This window comes from Spirosoma agri (assembly GCF_010747415.1).
In the GTDB taxonomy this organism is placed as follows: domain Bacteria; phylum Bacteroidota; class Bacteroidia; order Cytophagales; family Spirosomataceae; genus Spirosoma; species Spirosoma agri.
Genome location: NZ_JAAGNZ010000001.1, coordinates 168,933 through 188,279 on the forward strand (window position 1 = coordinate 168,933; position 19,347 = coordinate 188,279).

Genomic DNA, 19,347 nt, shown 5'->3' on the forward strand with positions numbered 1-19,347 from the left:
ACAAACGTTAATTAACACAAAAAGGCAATGAAAAAAATCTTCGCTTTATTATTCGTAGGCAGCACGCTGGCATTCGCGGCTTGCCAGAGCAAACCTAAGACAGAAGCTGGTACCGAGTCAACGGCTACGATGTCGACAGACACCATGACGATGGCTACGGATTCATCATCGACGATGGCTACTGACAGCATGAAGTAATTTGTTCTCGTTCCGATAGAAACTAAAAAAGCCTTATTTTTATAAGGCTTTTTTAGTTTCTACATTGACAGACGTATTTACCGCACATGTTCCGCTAGGAACGGATAGTTATTGCCGCCATCTCTGGCAACAATATGGATTTCTCTTTCGGGTCGTAAAACCGCGCCGGTCACGGTTGGGTGATTTTCGCGCTTTCCCCGACGGGAAAACACAGATTACCGTTAACGCAAATTTGAATCCGTACGCTTTTCTGATCACGTATGTGCATGAAGTGGCCCATGCGGACGTCAATCGTAGGTACAAAAGACGGGTTCAGCCACACGGGAAAGCATGGCAGACGGCTTTCCAGCGACTGATGGAGCCGCTTATGACCGAGGCCGTTTTTCCTGATGATATCCTTCGCCCCCTTCAGCGATACATGAGCCAACCCGCTGCCACAACGTATGCCAATCCTGCGTTGATGCTGGCCCTGCGGAGGGAGGATCAGGAATCGATAAGCCCCGAGCAGCATAACCGGATACTGTTACGTGATGTACCAGAGGGTAAAGCGTTTCAGTTTGACAAAAAGACCTTTATTCGGGGTACGTTACGACGAACTCGTATCGTTTGTAAAGAAGTATCGACAGGAAGGTCATACGCCATTTTAGCACATGCATGGGTGGAACAGCACTAAGCGAATACGTGGCATCAAGTGGCTGATAAAACAGACCAGACAGTTGGGGATAGGCTCCATAACATGGGTACCTTATCTGGTCGTTTACCTGCTGCTTAATAGCTCATGGACGAAAGCACAATCCGTGCTTAAGGAGGGAGTATGGGTAAAAATTGGGGTAACTGAATCCGGCGTTTACCGGCTGGATCAGGCAACGCTGGCCCGGTTTAATCCCGCTTTCGCCACGGCTGATCCACGTAAACTCAGACTCTACGGCAATGACGGTGCCGCACTACCGCAACCCAATGCCACCCCGCGCGCGTCCGATCTGACCGAAAATGCGGTTCAGGTAACCGGTGAGGCTGATGGTAAATTTGATACCAGCGATGCACTGGTTTTCTTTGGCCAAAGCCCACACGTTATCCGGTACGATTCGCTCACCAGACGTTTCAAGCACCAGATCAATCCTTATTCCGACACTACGTTTTACTTTCTGACAATTGGCAGCTCGACCGGACTACGCATCGCCGAACGTCCGACGGGACCGCTGAGCGCTACGACATCTGTGACTACGTTCGACGACTACCAGTTTCATGAACAGGATCTTCTGAAAGTGCCGGGCGTACGGTCCGGGCGGGAGTGGTTGGGAACGTATATGACGAATGATACGACCAAGGTTCTATCCTTTGATGTTACCGGAATCGTACCGGATGCGCCCGTTCGAGTAACCTCATCGGTTGTTGCGGGCGCATTGGCAACCACGCAGTTTCGCCTGCGACTAAACGGCCAGGTGGTAGGAACGCAGCTCGTATCCAGCATTTCCGGTTACGAATACGACTACCAGGGTATCGCCCGAACGGATACATTCTATAGTAAACCCTCGGCGACGACCAACTTGATGGACGTGTCGATTACGTTCCAGAAAAATGGGCTATCGTCAGCACTGGGTTATCTAAATTATATGGGTCTTCAGGTTCGGCGTGAACTTCGGCAACTTGATCAGCCGATCTGGGCACGTCGGGTAGACAGCGGCACTTGCACGATTCGTCAGGTAACAACCGGTTTGCAAGTCTGGAATGTGACAAATCCGCTCGTTCCAATAGCGCAAACGTACACGTTGTCTGCCGCATCGGAAGCGAGATGGAACGCGGGGAGCCGGGCGGACTATTTTCTGTTTACGGACAATCAAATCAAAACGCCGGTTTCGCTGGCATCGGTAGCCAACCAGAATGTAGTTGGCCTGGCTACTCCGACTCTATTGATTGTTACGCCAGAGTCATGGCGCGCTGAAGCCGAGCGGCTGGCTACCTTTCGGCGTGAGCACGATAAGTTAACGGTGCAGGTTGTAACGACGCAGCAACTCTACAATGAATTCGGCTCCGGACAGGCTGACCCAACGGCCATTCGGGATGCGGTTCGCTTTCTTTACCTGAAACAACCCAATCAACTTCGTTATTTACTGCTTTTTGGGGATGCTACGTTCGATTATCGAAATATAAATCAAGTGTTCAATGCCAGCCAGTTGGCGAACACGATCCCGGTTTATGAGAGCTACGAATCCCTGCACCCCGTGCTGAGCTATTCATCGGACGATTACTTCGGGTTTATGGATTCGTCGGAAGGAGAATGGGTTGAAAGCAGTCAAGGTGACAGCAAAATGGATATCGGCGTCGGTCGCTTGCCCGTAAAGTCATCCGATGAAGCAAAGACCATTGTCGATAAACTAATCCGATACAGCGCGGATCCGTCGTTAGTGGGTGACTGGCAGACGCGGGTTATGCTCGTTGCCGATGATGGAGATTACAATATTCACCAGCAGGATGCCAATACGTTGGCAATGATAGTCGAAAAAAACGCGCCAGCTTACCGACCGGAGCGCGTATTTCTGGATGCGTACCCCCAGGAGTCGACGTCAGTCGGTCAGAAATCACCGATTGTCAACCAATTGATCAACAATGCCGTCGCTGATGGACGGTTGATCATAAATTATAGCGGTCACGGAGGAACCACAACGCTGGCGGATGAGCAGATTGTGACGCTGAAAGATATACTGGGCTGGAAAAACCGCCGTCTTCCCCTGTTTGTAACGGCGACCTGTCAGTTTGGTCGGTACGACGATCCGAGTATTAGTTCGGGCGCTGAACTGGCCTTATTAAGTCGGTCGGGTGGCGCTATTGGTTTGCTAACCACCACACGTCCTGTCTATGCCAATACGAATCTGCTCTTGAATGAATCGTTTTACCGAGCGGTTTTTACTCCCATTAACGGAGAAATGCCCCGGCTCGGTGATGTGATCAGGCTGACTAAAAATGGGGGTCTGGCTGGACCGGTCAACCGTAACTTCGCTTTGTTGGGTGATCCGTCCATGCGTCTGGCGTATCCACAGGCGCAGATCGTACTGACAAACGTGAATGGTCGTGCCGTGAGCATCACCCGTCCGGATACCTTACATGCGCTGGAGTCCGTTGAGCTTACGGGTGAAATACAACAGCAGGGACAACGATTGACCAATTTTTCGGGTACGCTCCGGCTTACGCTGTACGACAAGGCATCAACGCAGACCACTTTGGGAACCGAAAGTGCGAAAATGGCGTACAGTGCTTTTTCCAGCACGTTATTTGCTGGTCAGGTAAACGTGCAGAATGGTTTGTTCAGCGCGAAGTTCGTCATGCCGAAAGACATCGCATACGCTGTAGGTCCTGGCAAAGTATTTGCGTATGCAGTACGGGCTGATAGCTTGTTCGACGCGTTGGGTAGCTTTGACAGTCTTCGTGTAGGCGGGAGTTTATTGGTCGATAGTCTCGATACACAGCCCCCTGTTATGCAGTTGAGTATTGACAGAAGTATGATCGATGGCGATCAGATTCGTGTAGCCGGACCCGACGTAACGCTTCGTGTCGGCCTGCGCGATAACCAGGGAATTAACACGGCCCGATCGGGTTTAGGTCATGAATTGACCGCTCAGCTTGGTGAACAGTCGCAGGTTATTATTAACGATACATATGTAGCCGTAGGCAACGATGGGAAGCAGGGAGAAGCCATTTATACCTTTCGGGATGTTGTACCCGGCACGTATACCGTACGGGTAAAAGCCTGGGATATTAACAATAATTCAATTGAAGAGACGTTGAGCATAATAGTTTCCGGTAAGCCAGCCCTGTCCATTGTTGCGGTTCGGGCCAGTCCCAATCCGACCTCAACACAGTCGACAATAGCTGTTGAGCACAATCGATCTGGCGAGCCACTTGACTGGACACTCCAGATTATCGATTTGAATGGCCGGTTACTCAACCAGCAAACGGGCCAGTGCAGCAACTGCTCGTCAGTACTGGACATTGGAGCCTGGAACGGATTAACTGAGGCTCATCAAGTTGCACCCAATGGAGTATACATAATCAGAGTACACGTTCGGTCGGTGGCAGATGATTCTTCGGCCGATGGAAGTTGCAGACTAGTGCTAGTTAGATGATTATGGGTTAATGAAACCCATTTGTTTTCTAATCCGACGAATCCTTGTAATTTTGGCCGTTCAGGGCTGTTCTATTCACCACAACCAGTCGCTGTTGTTGATCAACACTCTTTGTATGAAGCGCAATTTTTTCCGTGTTCTTCTTGGCGTTTGCACTATTTTTCCTTCCGTCATTTTCGCCCAAACCAATCTAGCAGGACAGAATCTGGGCATACCAACATCAGCCGTTCCCTTCCTGAATTTCACGCCGGATGCCCGTTCGGGTGCGCTGGGTGAAGCCGGAGTGGCCTTAGGTGATGCCGATGCCAATGCTATTTTCTGGAACCCATCCAAGCTGGTTTTCGCCAAGCAGGCTAAAGGGGCATCCATTTCGTACACCCCCTGGCTCCGGGATCTGATCGGTGATATGTATTACACCTATCTGACGGGTTATTCTAAAGTGGGTAAGAACTCGGTGATCGGCGGATCGCTGATGTATTTTGACCTGGGAACTGTCAATTTTACAACCGCAACGGGCGTTGCAGCCGGCACGTTTAATTCCCGTGAATATGCCCTTACCGCGTCGTTCTCGCAGCGACTATCCCAGAATTTCTCGCTGGGTGTCGATCTGAAATATTTAAACTCGAACCTAGCCTCTGGTTCATCGAACCCAGGTCTGAAGCCGGGTGGAACGGCAGCCGCTGACATTAGCGCTTTTTACCGGAACGAAGCGCGCGACAATGCGACCGGAAAGGGCATTGGCTGGGCATTCGGCGGTATGATCTCTAACCTAGGTGGTAAAATCAACTACGGTGGACAGCAGCAGTATTTCATTCCCACGAACCTGCGTCTGGGAACCGCACTGACCATTTACGCCGATCAGTACAACAAGTTTAACATTGTGGCAGATGTCAATAAACTGATGGTGCCAACGCCCCCTGAATACGCACGGGATGCTAACGGAAATCTAATTCAGATAGCTGGCAGTAACCCTGCAAAATACCAGATTGCGCGGGGTAAGGACCCCGACCGGAATTACCTCAGCGCTGTCTTCGGCTCGTTTGCTGATGCACCCGGCGGTCTTGGCGAAGAGTTGAGAGAGTTCACCGTTTCGACGGGCGTTGAGTACTGGTACAACGAACAATTTGCGGTTCGGGCCGGCTACTTCGGCGAATCGAACATCAAAGGTGGTCGCAAATACGCGACGACAGGTATCGGCCTGCGCCTTCAGCAGCGATTTGGGGTAGATTTCTCGTACCTTATCCCGGTCAATCAGGGCAATCCGCTCGCCAATACATTCCGTATCTCGCTACACCTGAACTTTAGCGGTACCAATGCCGTCGGTTCAGAAGATGACGAGCCTATCTCAGAAGATACCAACGATTAATCACCTTCACGCATGGAGGTAGCGTGTCGGATGGCTACGAGTCATCACAGACTATAACGACCATAAATCAGAAATGGCATTTCGCGCTGAGATGCCATTTTCTTTATAAATACGCATCCAATGGTACTAGATAGAAAGCAACCACCGGCCTTTCAGGTCATTCAGGAAATACAGCTTCCCGCCTTTCAAACCCACACGTTAGACAACGGTGTTCTTCTGAACCTGGTTGCCATACCGCAGCAACCTGTACTGCGAATAGAGTGTATTTTTGACGCTGGGACATGGCAGGAACAAGTGCCCGGAACATCCTTTTTTGCGTTGAAGATGCTAGCCGAAGGAACCGCTGGTCGCTCATCGGCGCAGATCAGCGAATACCTCGATAGCTATGGTGCGTTTCTGGAGTTGAACAGCGGACCAGACCGGGCGAGTGTGGTTGTTTATTGCCTCACCAAGTTTCTGCCCAACGTGCTGCCCGTTCTTCGTGAACTATTGACGGAGCCGACGTTCCCCCAAAAAGAACTGGATGATCTCCGTAATATCACCCTTCAGAACCTGCGGGTCAACTACGAGAAGAATGCTTATGTAGCCGGGGTTTTATTTCGGGAGAAGTTATTTGGTCCGCACCATCCGTATGGCCGCAGCCAGCGCCCCGATGTGATCGAGCAGCTTACCCGCGAAAGCGTTGTCAATTTCTACGAACGCTCTATACAGAAGCGGCCTTACCGATTGTTGCTGGCTGGCCAGGCATCCGAAAATGAGGTCCTGCTGATCAATAAAGAACTAGGACAGCTGCCGATCGACAACGGAGATGTGTTAACCGGCGGAGCACCGGCTATTGATGACGATGGCTTGCCCGTACTCTCGGAAAAACCGGATAGCATCCAGTCATCGATCCGGTTGGGCCGACGGCTTTTTACCCGCTCGCATCCTGATTTCTTCAAGATGCTTGTGACGAACGAACTGTTGGGCGGCTACTTTGGCTCACGACTCATGAAGAATATTCGTGAAGAGAAGGGCTTTACGTATGGCATTTCATCCAATATGCCTTCCTTCCGGCGGGATGGTTACTTCATAATCGGCACCGACGTTAACAAAGAGAATACGCAACAAACGCTGGACGAGATACAAAAGGAAATTCGGATTCTACAAACTGAAGCTGTGCCACTGGAGGAACTGGAAACCGTGCAAAACTTTATGGCGGGGGAGTTTGTCGGCTCGCTGAATACACCCTTTGAAATTGCTGACCGCTACAAAGTCATTTTGCTGGATGGGTTGCCCGTCGATTTTCTGACCACGTACATTGAGCGTCTGCGAGCCGTAACACCTGATGACATTATGGAAACGGCTAACAACTACCTGGCCGAAGGCAGTCTGCGCGAAGTAGTCGTTGGCGGCAAATAAGGCCATTTAGAAATTTATTAGAACCATGCTTTGTTATAAATAGTATAAAGTTGTCGAATAGATGACAATAACCTAATTTTGGGGCCACATTTCATTAATCCACCCTACAGCTCGTGTTGCTCGTCTGTTTCCTAACATTCGTTTACTAAATTTGCGTTAATGAACGTCTTATTAATTTGTATTACCACACTGGTCGCGTATCTACTTGGCTCCATTCCAACTGCCGTCTGGTATGGTCAGGGCTTTTTTGGGATCGATATTCGTCAGCATGGTAGTGGTAATGCCGGTGCAACAAATACATTCAGAGTATTGGGTAAACGGGCGGGTACGATCGTCATGCTAGTCGATGTACTAAAAGGCTACACGGCTGCCATCATGTCTATATTACTGTGGTATCTGGATGTGATCACCCATAATGAGATCATGACTTTTGAGATCGTGTTTGGGTTGGTTGCCGTTTTTGGGCATCTTTATCCAGTTTTTGCTGATTTCAGAGGAGGCAAGGGCGTTGCATCGTTGTTAGGAATGGTGCTGGCTATCCACCCCGAAATGGCGCTGGTCTGTATCGGCATTTTCCTTCTGGTTGTGATTGCTTCTCAATACGTTTCCCTTGGTTCGATTCTGGCTGCTCTTGCGTTTCCAGTGCTGCTGTTGCTGCGCGTCTTCGGCGAAAAAGAAAACCCATTGCTAATCGTTTTTGGCTTCGTTATGTTTCTGATGGTGGTGATAACGCATCAGAAAAATATAGGTCGATTGATGCGTGGTCAGGAAAACCGAACCGTGTTGATTCGTCTGCGGAAAAAGCGCGAACAATAAGAATCCTATAGATTGACAATATGGAATGCCCCGACGTTGCACAAAATGTGCTTAACTTCGGGGCAAATTCTTTTTCGCCTATAAGATGATACCTGATTCAAAGCACTATCATGTATCAGACACCATATAGCCAGCTATGACTACGTACCTTGACGCTAACAAGCAGCGATTTCTGGATGAGCTTCTTGAATTGCTGCGTATTCCCTCTGTTTCAGCCGATTCCAACTTCAAAGGCGATGTTCGTCGAGCGGCCGAGTTTGTTAAAGAAAAACTAGCGGCTGCTGGTCTTGATAACGCCAGTCTGTACGAAACACCGGGCCATCCGGTCGTTTACGCCGAAAAACTTGTAGATGCCAGTCGTCCAACCGTTCTGGTTTACGGGCACTATGACGTGCAACCCGCTGATCCGTATGAACTCTGGAACTCACCGCCTTTTGAGCCGACTATTCGTAACGAGCGCATCTACGCGCGTGGTGCCTGCGATGATAAAGGTCAATTTTACATGCATATAAAGGCCATCGAAGCGATGATCGCTACCGACGGATTGCCTTGCAACGTGAAAGTGATGATCGAAGGGGAAGAAGAGGTAGGTTCGGATCACCTCGGTACGTTTGTCGCCGAACATCGTGACATGCTCAAGGCCGACGTTATTTTGATTTCTGATACGAGCATCATTTCGAACGAAACACCGTCGCTCGAAACCGGATTGCGGGGCCTCTCTTACGTGGAAGTAGAGGTGACAGGTCCCAATCGCGACCTCCACTCAGGCGTGTATGGTGGGGGTGTGGCCAATCCTGTCAATGTACTCTGTGAGATGATTGCCTCATTGCATGATGAATCCGGCCGCATTACGATTCCTGGTTTTTACGACGATGTTGCTGACCTAAGCGATGCCGAACGGGCCGAATTAGCCAAAGCACCCTTCGTCCTGGAGGACTACAAGCAGGATCTGGGAATCAATGACGTGGCCGGAGAAATGGGTTATTCAACCAACGAACGAACCTCAATTCGTCCTACACTTGATGTGAATGGCATTTGGGGGGGGTACACGGGTGAGGGAGCTAAAACGGTACTGCCATCAAAAGCATCGGCCAAGATTAGTATGCGGCTGGTGCCAAATCAGACACCCGACGAAATCACGGAGCTATTTACGAAGCACTTTACCGCCATTGCACCCGCCAGCGTTAGCGTCAAGGTGACACCGCATCATGGCGGACTACCCTATGTGACACCTGTAGATTCCGTAGAGTTCGAAGCCGCGAGCAAGGCGTTTGAAGATGCCTGGGGTAAAAAGCCGATTCCAACGCGGGGTGGTGGCAGCATTCCCATCGTTGCACTGTTCGAACGAGAATTAGGAATCAAGTCTATTTTGATGGGCTTCGGATTGGATAGCGATGCGCTCCACTCACCCAACGAAAGCTATGGCCTGTTCAACTTTTATAAGGGAATAGAAACCATTCCTTATTTCTACAAAAATTACGCCGAGCTAAAACGATAATCCTAACTCTGCTTTACCCGACGCGGTTGTTTCAAAGCCGCGTCGGTATTAATTGCCCCTAGTCTATGAAGAAAGCGCTACTAATTTTCCTGTTGAGTACTCTAATAGGAACCGTCACGTTTGCCCAGCAACCTGCTACACCAGCTAAAACAACCGCTCCTGCCGCTCGGACATTGACACCAGCGGAGCAAAAGCAAAAGGATAAAATAGACCGTGAAGTTCAGCGCGAACGGCAGATAAGGGCTGAGTGGGCCCAGAAACAGCGTGAGTACGAAGCGAAGCAGGCGGAGAAAGAACGTCAGAAGCAAGCTAAGAAAGCGGAAAAAGAGCGCCAGCAACAGGAAAAAGAATCAGGAAAATTGAGCCCGGCACCCGTCAGCGCACCACCAACGCCTGTAGCAGAGCCTGCATCGCCAACATCAACTCCTACGCCGACGGTCACGGAGCCAACGCGTAAGGAAAAGCGGGAAAAACGGAAAAAAGAGGAGGCTGAGAGACCTGCTCCCCCCGTTCAGGAGGCACCTAAAGAGGTAACACCGGCTGAACCGGCTCCTGTTTCCCCAGCTCCTGTTGAAAAGCCTAAAAAAGCAGAAAAACTACCACGTCCTAAGCGGGAGAAAAAGGCCGTAGTTCAATCGGTTGATTCTGTGGCTGCCCCGTCGATTGCCAGCGAGCCATCGATGTCCAGACCCCGTCGCGAGTTTTTACCGAAAGGGCATCTTTTCGAGCCAATTTTGCTTGATCCGCTCGAAGCACAAACGTACGGTAGCGTACTACCTGCCTATTATACCGACGGAGAGAAGTACAAAGGGAGTATTGTTCCGTTCGCGTTTGGATTTGCAAAGGCGTTTTATCGGCGGACGCCTGAACCCGGCCGTTCATCGGAATGGGTGCTTGATCTGGCTTCGTTTACTCAGTTTGAAGCTTATCATGATAATAAGCTGAACAAAGCGCGTCGGCAGATCATGAACAACGATTATAAGATCAGCATTATTTATAATGTCCGGCGGGGAGCCAACAACTACCGCTTCCGGGTCTATCACATCTCGTCGCACCTGGGTGATGATTACATCTACCGCAACAATATCACAGCGCCGACGCCCAACTCGGTCAACTACGAACAGCTGGACGCGACGTACAGCCGGAACGTGAACAACTGGCGGCTGTATGGGGGGGCTGGTATTGTACTCCGCAAATCAGAAGAACGCAAGCTGCTGAGTGCCCAGCTTGGCGCGTTCTACAAAAAACCATCCGATAAGGCGGCTCGTCTGGTTGGTGGGGCTGACATTAAATTCTGGCAACAGACCGGCTTCCGGCCCGGCATTCATGCGGGTATCGGCATTGAGTTAGGACGGACGCAGAATAATCTGACGTTCCTGCTCGAAGGCTATTCCGGATTCCGACCCTACAGCCAGTACGAGAACCAGCAGGTTAACTGGGTCGGTATCGGCCTGTATCTGAACCCGTTTTGATCGATTTAGGGAGAAGGTCAGCTTCCCGAAAGTTCAGAGCTTTGGAAAAGTTCTAAAGCTATTGACGTTTCTTTTGCCTTTTGTTTTATCGTATGGATTTATCAGCATTAACGGCTATATCACCCGTTGACGGTCGTTATCGGCGTCAGGTTGATGGGTTGGCTCCTTATTTCTCAGAACTTGGTCTTATTCATTACCGGGTTCGTATTGAGATCGAATACTTTATCGCGCTTTGTGAATGGCCAATTCCCCAACTGGCGGGTGTTGAACCTGCGCAATTTCCTGCACTTCGTGCTTTGTACGAAAACTTTACAGAAGCCGATGCCTTACGCATTAAAGACATTGAGAAAACAACCAATCACGATGTAAAGGCCGTCGAGTATTTCATCAAAGAAAAGCTAAAAGGATCGCCCGTAGAGCCGTATCTGGAGTTTGTCCACTTCGGCCTAACATCGCAGGATATTAATAATACCGCTGTGCCGCTCCTGCTGGACGATGCCCTCGAAACAGAGATTCTTCCGCTATATCGTCAGGTGTTTGTTCGCTTACAGCAGTTAGCGGAGCAGTGGGGTGACATACCTATGCTGGCAAAGACACATGGTCAGCCCGCATCGCCAACGCGGCTGGGAAAGGAGTTGATGGTGTTTGTCGAGCGCGTTGAAAAACAACTGCATTTATTGGCCGACATTCCAACGGCTGCTAAATTCGGGGGAGCAACCGGCAACTTCAACGCTCATGTGGTGGCGTATCCGAACGAAGACTGGAAAAAATTTGGTGATGCTTTTGTTGAAGGGCTGGGTATGGTGCGTAGCCAGTTTACAACGCAGATCGAGCATTATGACATGCTGGCGGCTACGCTGGATGCGTTTAAACGGCTGAACACGATTCTGATCGATCTGGATCGTGATATCTGGACGTACGTGTCCATGAATTACTTCAAGCAACGGCTCAAGGAAGGTGAAGTAGGCTCGTCGGCAATGCCGCACAAAGTCAATCCCATCGATTTCGAAAATTCGGAAGGGAATCTGGGTATCGCCAACGCCTTGTTTGAACACCTTTCGGGGAAGTTGCCGATCTCGCGACTGCAACGGGATTTGACTGATTCGACCGTGTTGAGAAGCCTTGGTGTTCCGTTTGCCCATTCCGTCATTGCGCTTAAATCGTTGCTGAAGGGGCTGGACAAACTTGAACTCAATCCGACTGCTATTCACAACGACCTTGACGATAACTGGGCAGTCGTAGCGGAAGGAATTCAGACCATTCTTCGGCGCGAAGGCTATCCGCAACCGTATGAAGCGCTGAAAGCCCTGACCCGCACGAACCAGAAAATTACGGCTGATACCATCAAGACGTTTATCGATGAGTTGAACGTCTCCGATTCGGTAAAGACTGAACTACGGGCGATCACCCCCTTTAGCTACACCGGCTTGTAGATCCGGTCGGCTAGTTATTCTCCGATTTCAAGACGGGCCAAACCGAAGTTTGGCCCGTCTGTTGTATTAGCCTTTTGAGAGTTCGGTGGCTCTGATCTGGGCTGCTTTGATTCCGGTAACGAGCGTATCGGACAGTCCACCGCTTTCAAATTCGCGCAAAGCAGCCTCAGTAGTACCTCCTTTTGATGCCACCGCTTTGATAAGATCGTCCAGCGATTTGTCCGCATTGTTGATCAGGTGGTAAGCGCCCAGCATTGTCTGCTTCACCAGTAATCCGGAAACGGCGTCGTCAAAACCCATTTGCTTACCTGCTTCGATCATGGCTTTCACGACATAGTAGAAATAGGCAGGACCACTACCGCTTAGGGCCGTTACGGCATCCAGCATCGCTTCGTCTTCCAGAAAGATAGACCGTCCCGTAGCGTTGATGAGGTTTTCGACCCGGCGCAAACTGCTCGAATCAACCTCTTTAGCTGCGGTAAAACCAGTGATGCCCATACCCAGCATGGCTGGCGTGTTAGGCATGGCGCGTACTACAAGAGGATGGTCGAGTTTTTCCTGGATCTGGGCGATGGGAATGCCCGCCATAATGGATAGCACAATTTGTTTTGGCTGTATCACATCCCGCAATGCTTCATATACACCATTGAAGTCCTGCGGTTTTACCGAAAGGATAACTAAGTCGGTCTGGCCAACATGGGCGCCGATGGTATCGACAACGACACCCGCTTTTTCCAGTTTCAGTGATTCAGAACGATCGGCGCTTTTTTCGATCAGTAGGAGGTCGTCTTTTTTTACCAGATCATATTGCAGAAACGACTTGGCAAAGGCCATACCCATGTTGCCGCAACCAACGATAGCAATTTTCATTTTTTCACTGAGTGAGTGTGCAAATTAGTAGAGTAGCGCGTGATGAAGTAGTGTTTTCGAGGTGTTGCCGGTCGGACAAAGAAAAAGGTCAGGCTGTTACACCTGACCCTACAAAACTACAAACTTGTCTTTAACCTATTGCCCCCCTTTCAGGATTTCATCGAGTTTCTGCTCCAATGCATCCCCCCGCAGGTTTTTGGCAATGATTTTCCCTTCTTTATCAAGCAGAAAGGTAGCTGGAATCGCCTGAACACCGTATTGCTGAGCGGCTGCCGATTGCCAGTATTTTAGGTCAGAAACGTGCGTCCAGGTCAGGTTATCGTTGCGAATGGCTTTGGTCCAGTTGCCTTTGGTCTGATCGAGCGAAACGCTGTAGATGGCAAAACCCTTGTCTTTGTACTTGTTATACATCCGGACAACGTTCGGGTTTTCCATTCGGCAGGGTCCACACCACGACGCCCAGAAATCAAGCAGAACGTACTTGCCTCGTAGCGACGATAGGGGAACCGGTGTGCCTGTCGTATCAGTAAGTGCAATTTCGGGAGCCTGCGAACCGACCATCACACCTTTGATCCGGGTAACGCGGCCAATCAGCGATTTTGCGTGGGGGCTGTTCGGATTCTCTTTCTCGAAGCGTTGTGCCAGTGCATCGTAGGTTGCAAAATCAGTATCGATATTGATGAAATTCAGCGCAAACAACGATACAAGCGACGTTCCCATTTCGGGCAGTATCGCTTTTACTTTGTTAACCACATCCTGTTCCGCCGTCTGGTACTCCTGCTCGATCTGCGCAATTCGTTTGCTATCCTTCTTCTCGGTCGCGGTTGCCACCTGCTTGTTCCAGTTAGCAACCCGCTTTTCCATATCCGTCCGTAACGCTGACAGCTTTTCGTAGTACTCCATGTTTTTGGAGCCGGTTATAGTTGCCGCACCGGTCTGCCCGGTTTTGGCATCCATCCGATAACCGTCTGCCGTCACCATGAGTGTTTCCCCACCTTCAACCAGCAGCGCCAGTTTTTGACCACCGCCAACGTTCAGGACAAATACTTCCCCGCCATCAGCTACTTTACCGTTCAGCGTGAAGGTGTTGCCTGCCTGCACTTTGGTCGAGTCTACTTTGCGGGTTGGCTGTGAGTTGGTTTCCAGATAGACGTAGCTTCCCGGCGTAGCCGTTTTGATCTTGCCCGTTACTGTGAACGGCTTTGTCGTTTGTGCATTGGCCGAGAAACTGATGACCAGAAAGCCAGCTACGCTCAAAAACAGGTTTTTCATGTTGCTTGTAGTGTCTTCGTTATTAATTCATTCACCAATTTAGGATCGGCCGAACCTTTCGATTTTTTCATTACCTCGCCGACAAACATACCCAGCAAATTCTTCTTTCCCTTCTGGTATTGAGCTACTTTGTCAGGCCAGGCAGCCAGTACTTCTTCTACCAACGATTGCAACGCATCCGTATTGCGATTCTGTACCAAACCATGCGTTTTGGCCAGTTCAGCGGCTGAATGGTCAGGCTGGGCGATCATCAGGGTAAAGACCTGTTGCGCAGCCGTCTGGCTCACCACACCGTCATCAATCAACGTAATGAGCGAAGCCAACCGGTCAGACGAAATTGGAAACTGACGGTCACGAATTGTTTTTTCGTTAAGCTGCCCTTTCACCGCCCCCATGATCCAGTTGGATGCTGCTTTGTAATTAGAAGTATGGCTGCAGACAGCTTCGTAATAGTCAGCCAGTTCTTTCGAATCTGTCAAAAGGGCCGCGTCGTAATCAGGCAAGCCATAATGAGTGATGAATTTCTGGTACAGTTCAGTTGGCAGAATGGGCATCTGCGACTGAATGGTCGCTAACCAGTCGTCCGAAATGTGTACGGGTGTAAGATCGGGATCGGGAAAATACCGATAGTCATTCATCGTCTCTTTCTCGCGCATGGCAAAACTAAGGCCGGTTGCTGCGTCGAATGTGCGGGTCTCCTGTGTAATTCGCCCACCGGATTCAGTAACCTCGACCTGCCGTTTAAATTCGCTATCGACTGCCCGCATCACATTCCGGATAGAGTTCAGGTTCTTCACTTCCACCTTCGTCCCCAGATTAGTCGCACCTTTGGGCCGGATGGAAACGTTGACATCGCACCGCAACGATCCTTCCTCCATATTGCCATCGCAAATGTCCAGATAACGAACCAGCCGACGTACTTCGGTCAGGTATTGCCCGGCTTCATCGGCTGTGCGAATAGTGGGGTCGGTTACCATCTCGATCAGGGGTGTACCAGCACGATTGTAGTCAAGCTGAGTAGCCCATTCATCCCCATCGTGAATCGACTTGCCGGCATCTTCTTCGAGATGAATATGGTGTAGCTGAATCGTCGTTTGATAGGACTGTCCTGTTTCCGGGTCTTTCGCCTTTATCGGAATACCGCCACCCACGCAGATCGGCCCTTTATCCTGCGAAAGCTGATACCCTTTGGGCAGATCAGGATAAAAATAATTTTTTCGGGCGAAAACATTGTGGCGGGTAATTTCACTACCGCAGGCCAGCCCCATACGGATGGCATACTCAACGGCTTTACGATTCAGCTTGGGGAGTGTGCCAGGATGGGCCAGCGTGATGACACTTATGTTTGTATTCGGCTCAGCGCCAAACGCGTTTGCGTCGGCCGCAAAAATTTTGCTTTGGGTCAGCAGCTGGCAGTGCACTTCCAATCCAATTACGGCTTCGTATTGGACTCCGTTTGGCTGCGCCAGCACCTCCGGCGAAGAATTCTCTTCGGCTACCATTGACAGAAACTATATGATTCATAGCAAAGATAGCGAAAAGGCGCGCAGGGCTACGCAATAGCCTTATCATTCCTTTGAGAAGGCTATTGCACTAATTTAGATTACGTTCAGCCGAAACTTCAGATAGGTTTGTGCTAATAACGCAAATTTCTGCGGGTTTGGCACCCGAATGCGCTCATTCTGAATCCGGGAAGCAGGGAGCTGCTTAATTTTATTGAAGAGGGTCTGGTAATAGGCGTAGGCCAGATAAACACCGAGTTTGGCACCCCTTGGCAGATTCATGATACCTCTGTAAGCATCATCGAAGTCGCGCTGGATGTCTTTCTCGATGAGTTGCTTTGCATCGATGCCAAATTCATTGAAATCGACGCCAGGAAAATACGTACGTCCCCTGTCGACAAAATCGCTTTTTAGATCACGTAAAAAATTAACTTTCTGAAAAGCAGCACCGAGTTTTCGGGCTGGTTCGCATAACCGATCGAATTCGCTGCGATCGCCTTCGCAAAAAACCCGAAGGCACATCAGGCCCACGACTTCGGCGGAACCATAGATGTATTCATTATAACCCGCAGCATCGTAGTCCTGAAAATGCAGGTCCATTTCCATGCTCTTTAAAAAGGACTCGATCAGTTCATGTTCAATTTTGTACTGCCTAACAACGAGCTGGAACGATTGTAATATTGGATTGAGGCTAATTCCTTCTTCGATGGCCTGGTATGTATCGTGCTTAAAACGAGCTAGTAACGTCTTTTTGTCATACTCATGGAACGTGTCTACAATCTCATCGGCGTACCGAACGAACCCGTAGATGGCGTAGATCGGCAAGTGAAACTTACTGTCCAGTGTTTTGATACCTAAGGTAAACGACGTACTGTAATGCTCTGTAATTAGTTTACTACATTTCAGTGCGGTTGTGTTGAACAACGCCATCATAGGAGAAAAAGGAAGAGGTTAGTTCCGTAAGTTAGACAAATTCTTTGGCAACTTCGTCCGCAACGACAAGACCAGAGATAAGGGACGGAGGAACACCCGGTCCCGGAACCGTCAGCTGACCCGTGTAGAACAGATTGTTCACTTTTTTGTTTTTCAGCGATGGCTTTAGTAAGGCAGTTTGTTTTAGCGTATTTGCCAGTCCATACGCATTTCCCCGGAACGCATTGTAGTCACCTATGAAGTCGTTATGTGCGTAGCTGCGTTTGTAAATCAAGTGATTACGAATATCATCACCAACGTATGCTTCCAGCCTGTCCATAATGATCGTAAAGTAGCGCTCACGAGTGGCATCATCATCGGTGAGGTCAGGCGCGACTGGAATTAGCAGAAACAAATTCTCGCAGCCTTCCGGTGCAACACTCGGGTCGGTCTTCGATGGGGCCGATGCGTAGAACAAGGGCTTCGTCGGCCAGCGTGGTGTTTCGTAGATTTCCTGGGCGTGTAACGAAAAATCTTCGTCGAAGAACAGGTTATGATGCTGAAGCCGGGGCACCCGCTTGTTGACACCCAAGTAAAACAAAAGCGACGACGGGGCCATGACGCGCGTCTGCCAATACGCATCGTCATAATTACGATAAGCCGCATCGACCAGTTTCGTCTCAACATGATTGTAGTCAGCTCCTGCAACAACGACATCGGTTTCAAAAATACCCTGATCGGTCGTAACGGTATGCGCCCGCCCTTTGAAGACGTCAATTTTTTGCACGGTCTGACCCAGCAGAATCTTCACGCCTTTCTCTTCGGCCAGACTGACCATGGCCTTGACGATTTCGTGCATGCCACCCATCGGATACCAGGTCCCCATCGCCATTTCGGCATAGTTCATCAGGCTATACATAGCCGGAGTGTTACTTGGTGTTGCACCGAGGAACAGAATCGGAAACTCTATAATTTCGAGTAGGCGTGGATGCTTGAAAAATTTGCGGGCGTGGCTGGCAAACGACTGAAAAACGTCGAGTCTCGTGACATCGTACAATAATTTCAGGCTCATAAACTCCCAAACTGAGCGGCTTGGTTTCCAGACGAACTTATTGATGCCAACATCGTACTTGTAAGACGCTTGTTTAAGGAACTCGCGCAGACGTATGGCACTACCTGGTTCGATCTGTTCAAATAAGTTCTCCAGATTATCCAGACCCGCTGGTAGATCGACGGCCTCGTCCGGACCAAAGACGACCGTATAAGAAGGATCAAGCCGAACTAGGTTGTAGTAATCAGCGGTTTTTTTGCCGAAACGCGCGAAGTAATTGTCAAAAACATCAGGCATCCAATACCAGCTCGGTCCCATATCGAAGGTAAACCCGTCTGTTTGAAACATACGAGCTCGTCCACCGGGCATATCGTTTTTTTCGAGGATAGTGACATCGTAACCCTTGTCAGCCAGACTGGTTGCAGCGGCTAACCCGGCAAATCCGGCACCAATAACAAGAACTCGTTGAGGCATTAGTAAAGAGTTAATTGAGCAATCGGGTTAATTAGTAAAATGATTGACCAACCCTTTTGTTCAAAAATACGTAATTACCTAACCTGGTCCTGTATTACTGTAAACAGTTTCTATGTTACACCCAACTGTTGGTTTTACAAGAGTGTATAAACAAAAAAAGTTGGGCGGAAATCCACCCAACTTTTCGAACCTTCCTCTTTTTTAACCAAAAACTACTCAATCAATGTGTTTGAGACGGATGTGAGTCACAAAAGTCTCGCCTATATTTTGTTGCGTACTCAAATTTCTTAGCTGTTGAAATGAGCGTACACCTTCAGTTGGTCTTTCAGTTCTTTCCGCGCGATGTGAATGCGGTTTTTCACCGTGCCAATGGGGATGTCTAGTTTCGCTGCGATCTCGTGGTATTTGAAGCCACGGAAGTGCATCATAAACGGAGTGCGGTATGTGTCGTCCAAGCCATTGACGGCCCGATTGATATCTTCCTGAGCAAATGATGAATAAGCCAGATTGTCTGTGCTACTCTCCATTGAGTTAATGTAGTGCAGATTGTCTGTCGTATCAATGAATGTATTTTTCCGAACCATCCGTTGGTAGTTAGTAATGAATGTGTTCTTCATGATTGTATATAACCAGGCCTTCAGGTTTGTACCGTCCGTGTACTTATCACGATTGGTAAAAGCTTTCAAAAGGGTATCTTGTAACAAATCGTTTGCATCTTCAACATCCTTGGTGAGCCGCAGAGCGAACGGACGCAGCGATTTGGACACTTTTCCAATATGATGAGTAAATTCGAGAGCAGTCATGATTACAAATGTTTTTTTGTTGAACCTGATTTGATAAGCTATTGGACAAAAAAACAACCAGCCTTCAACGGTTCGTCAACAATTCTGAAATTAAACGTATAATTGGCTGATTTTTAGGATATTAATTATAATTTTTTCTGTGCCAGCGTTTACCGTGT

15 protein-coding genes are annotated in these 19,347 nt (G+C 49.3%); 9 read left to right on the forward strand and 6 right to left on the reverse strand.

Translation table 11 applies throughout. From position 1 onward, the window contains the following. Positions 1 to 27: 27 nt before the first annotated feature. From GK091_RS29360 to purB, 9 genes are all read left to right on the forward strand, one after another. Positions 28 to 198, forward strand: coding sequence for a hypothetical protein (locus GK091_RS29360; protein ID WP_170312614.1), 171 nt, complete (start codon positions 28 to 30; stop codon positions 196 to 198). Between the two features lie 64 nt (positions 199 to 262). Next, positions 263 to 871, forward strand: a complete 609-nt coding sequence (locus GK091_RS00685) for a SprT family zinc-dependent metalloprotease (RefSeq protein ID WP_164034730.1) — start codon at positions 263 to 265, stop codon at positions 869 to 871. Continuing rightward, entirely contained in the window at positions 849 to 4,319 is a 3,471-nt protein-coding gene (porU, locus tag GK091_RS00690; RefSeq protein ID WP_164034731.1) for a type IX secretion system sortase PorU, read from the forward strand. The genes GK091_RS00685 and porU overlap by 23 nt, the downstream gene beginning before the upstream one ends. Before the next feature lie 115 nt (positions 4,320 to 4,434). Continuing rightward, complete coding sequence (porV, locus tag GK091_RS00695) at positions 4,435 to 5,685, forward strand: type IX secretion system outer membrane channel protein PorV (RefSeq protein WP_164034732.1); 1,251 nt, start codon at positions 4,435 to 4,437, stop codon at positions 5,683 to 5,685. A gap of 120 nt (positions 5,686 to 5,805) precedes the next feature. Continuing rightward, a complete protein-coding gene (locus GK091_RS00700) occupies positions 5,806 to 7,086 on the forward strand; it encodes a M16 family metallopeptidase (RefSeq protein WP_164034733.1) in 1,281 nt (426 codons plus the stop codon). A gap of 159 nt (positions 7,087 to 7,245) precedes the next feature. Next, positions 7,246 to 7,902, forward strand: a complete 657-nt coding sequence (gene plsY, locus GK091_RS00705) for a glycerol-3-phosphate 1-O-acyltransferase PlsY (RefSeq protein ID WP_164034734.1) — start codon at positions 7,246 to 7,248, stop codon at positions 7,900 to 7,902. Positions 7,903 to 8,038: 136 nt separating this feature from the next. Further along, entirely contained in the window at positions 8,039 to 9,400 is a 1,362-nt protein-coding gene (locus GK091_RS00710; RefSeq protein WP_164034735.1) for a dipeptidase, read from the forward strand. Positions 9,401 to 9,465: 65 nt separating this feature from the next. Beyond that, positions 9,466 to 10,872, forward strand: a complete 1,407-nt coding sequence (locus GK091_RS00715; RefSeq protein WP_164034736.1) for a DUF1207 domain-containing protein — start codon at positions 9,466 to 9,468, stop codon at positions 10,870 to 10,872. A gap of 92 nt (positions 10,873 to 10,964) precedes the next feature. Then, the gene (purB, locus tag GK091_RS00720; RefSeq protein WP_164034737.1) at positions 10,965 to 12,305 is read left to right on the forward strand and encodes an adenylosuccinate lyase; all 1,341 of its coding nucleotides are present in this window, start codon (positions 10,965 to 10,967) and stop codon (positions 12,303 to 12,305) included. 66 nt (positions 12,306 to 12,371) lie between these two features. Here purB and proC read toward each other — a convergent pair whose 3' ends face one another. From proC to GK091_RS00750, 6 genes are all read right to left on the reverse strand, one after another. Further along, positions 12,372 to 13,175, reverse strand: coding sequence for a pyrroline-5-carboxylate reductase (proC, locus tag GK091_RS00725; RefSeq protein WP_164034738.1), 804 nt, complete (start codon positions 13,173 to 13,175; stop codon positions 12,372 to 12,374). Positions 13,176 to 13,310: 135 nt separating this feature from the next. After that, entirely contained in the window at positions 13,311 to 14,447 is a 1,137-nt protein-coding gene (locus GK091_RS00730; RefSeq protein WP_164034739.1) for a TlpA disulfide reductase family protein, read from the reverse strand. Next, complete coding sequence (gene gatB / locus GK091_RS00735; RefSeq protein ID WP_164034740.1) at positions 14,444 to 15,949, reverse strand: Asp-tRNA(Asn)/Glu-tRNA(Gln) amidotransferase subunit GatB; 1,506 nt, start codon at positions 15,947 to 15,949, stop codon at positions 14,444 to 14,446. The genes GK091_RS00730 and gatB overlap by 4 nt, the downstream gene beginning before the upstream one ends. Positions 15,950 to 16,045: 96 nt before the next feature. Then, entirely contained in the window at positions 16,046 to 16,882 is an 837-nt protein-coding gene (locus GK091_RS00740) for a phytoene/squalene synthase family protein (RefSeq protein ID WP_164034741.1), read from the reverse strand. A gap of 31 nt (positions 16,883 to 16,913) precedes the next feature. Then, positions 16,914 to 18,386: a phytoene desaturase family protein gene (locus GK091_RS00745; RefSeq protein ID WP_164034742.1), complete on the reverse strand. Its 1,473-nt coding sequence runs from the start codon at positions 18,384 to 18,386 to the stop codon at positions 16,914 to 16,916. 287 nt (positions 18,387 to 18,673) lie between these two features. Continuing rightward, complete coding sequence (locus GK091_RS00750) at positions 18,674 to 19,189, reverse strand: RNA polymerase sigma factor (RefSeq protein ID WP_162388520.1); 516 nt, start codon at positions 19,187 to 19,189, stop codon at positions 18,674 to 18,676. Positions 19,190 to 19,347 lie beyond the last annotated feature (158 nt).

Excerpts from the sequence above, each read along its gene's own strand:
- proC (WP_164034738.1), bottom strand. The coding sequence starts at position 13,175 with ATGAAAATTGCTATCGTTGGTTGCGGCAACATGGGTATGGCCTTTGCC.
- porV (WP_164034732.1), top strand. The coding sequence starts at position 4,435 with ATGAAGCGCAATTTTTTCCGTGTTCTTCTTGGCGTTTGCACTATTTTT.
- gatB (WP_164034740.1), bottom strand. The coding sequence starts at position 15,949 with ATGGTAGCCGAAGAGAATTCTTCGCCGGAGGTGCTGGCGCAGCCAAAC.
- GK091_RS00710 (WP_164034735.1), top strand. The coding sequence starts at position 8,039 with ATGACTACGTACCTTGACGCTAACAAGCAGCGATTTCTGGATGAGCTT.
- GK091_RS00750 (WP_162388520.1), bottom strand. The coding sequence starts at position 19,189 with ATGACTGCTCTCGAATTTACTCATCATATTGGAAAAGTGTCCAAATCG.
- plsY (WP_164034734.1), top strand. The coding sequence starts at position 7,246 with ATGAACGTCTTATTAATTTGTATTACCACACTGGTCGCGTATCTACTT.
- GK091_RS00700 (WP_164034733.1), top strand. The coding sequence starts at position 5,806 with ATGGTACTAGATAGAAAGCAACCACCGGCCTTTCAGGTCATTCAGGAA.
- GK091_RS00730 (WP_164034739.1), bottom strand. The coding sequence starts at position 14,447 with ATGAAAAACCTGTTTTTGAGCGTAGCTGGCTTTCTGGTCATCAGTTTC.
- GK091_RS00745 (WP_164034742.1), bottom strand. The coding sequence starts at position 18,386 with ATGCCTCAACGAGTTCTTGTTATTGGTGCCGGATTTGCCGGGTTAGCC.
- purB (WP_164034737.1), top strand. The coding sequence starts at position 10,965 with ATGGATTTATCAGCATTAACGGCTATATCACCCGTTGACGGTCGTTAT.
- GK091_RS29360 (WP_170312614.1), top strand. The coding sequence starts at position 28 with ATGAAAAAAATCTTCGCTTTATTATTCGTAGGCAGCACGCTGGCATTC.
- porU (WP_164034731.1), top strand. The coding sequence starts at position 849 with ATGCATGGGTGGAACAGCACTAAGCGAATACGTGGCATCAAGTGGCTG.
- GK091_RS00740 (WP_164034741.1), bottom strand. The coding sequence starts at position 16,882 with ATGATGGCGTTGTTCAACACAACCGCACTGAAATGTAGTAAACTAATT.
- GK091_RS00715 (WP_164034736.1), top strand. The coding sequence starts at position 9,466 with ATGAAGAAAGCGCTACTAATTTTCCTGTTGAGTACTCTAATAGGAACC.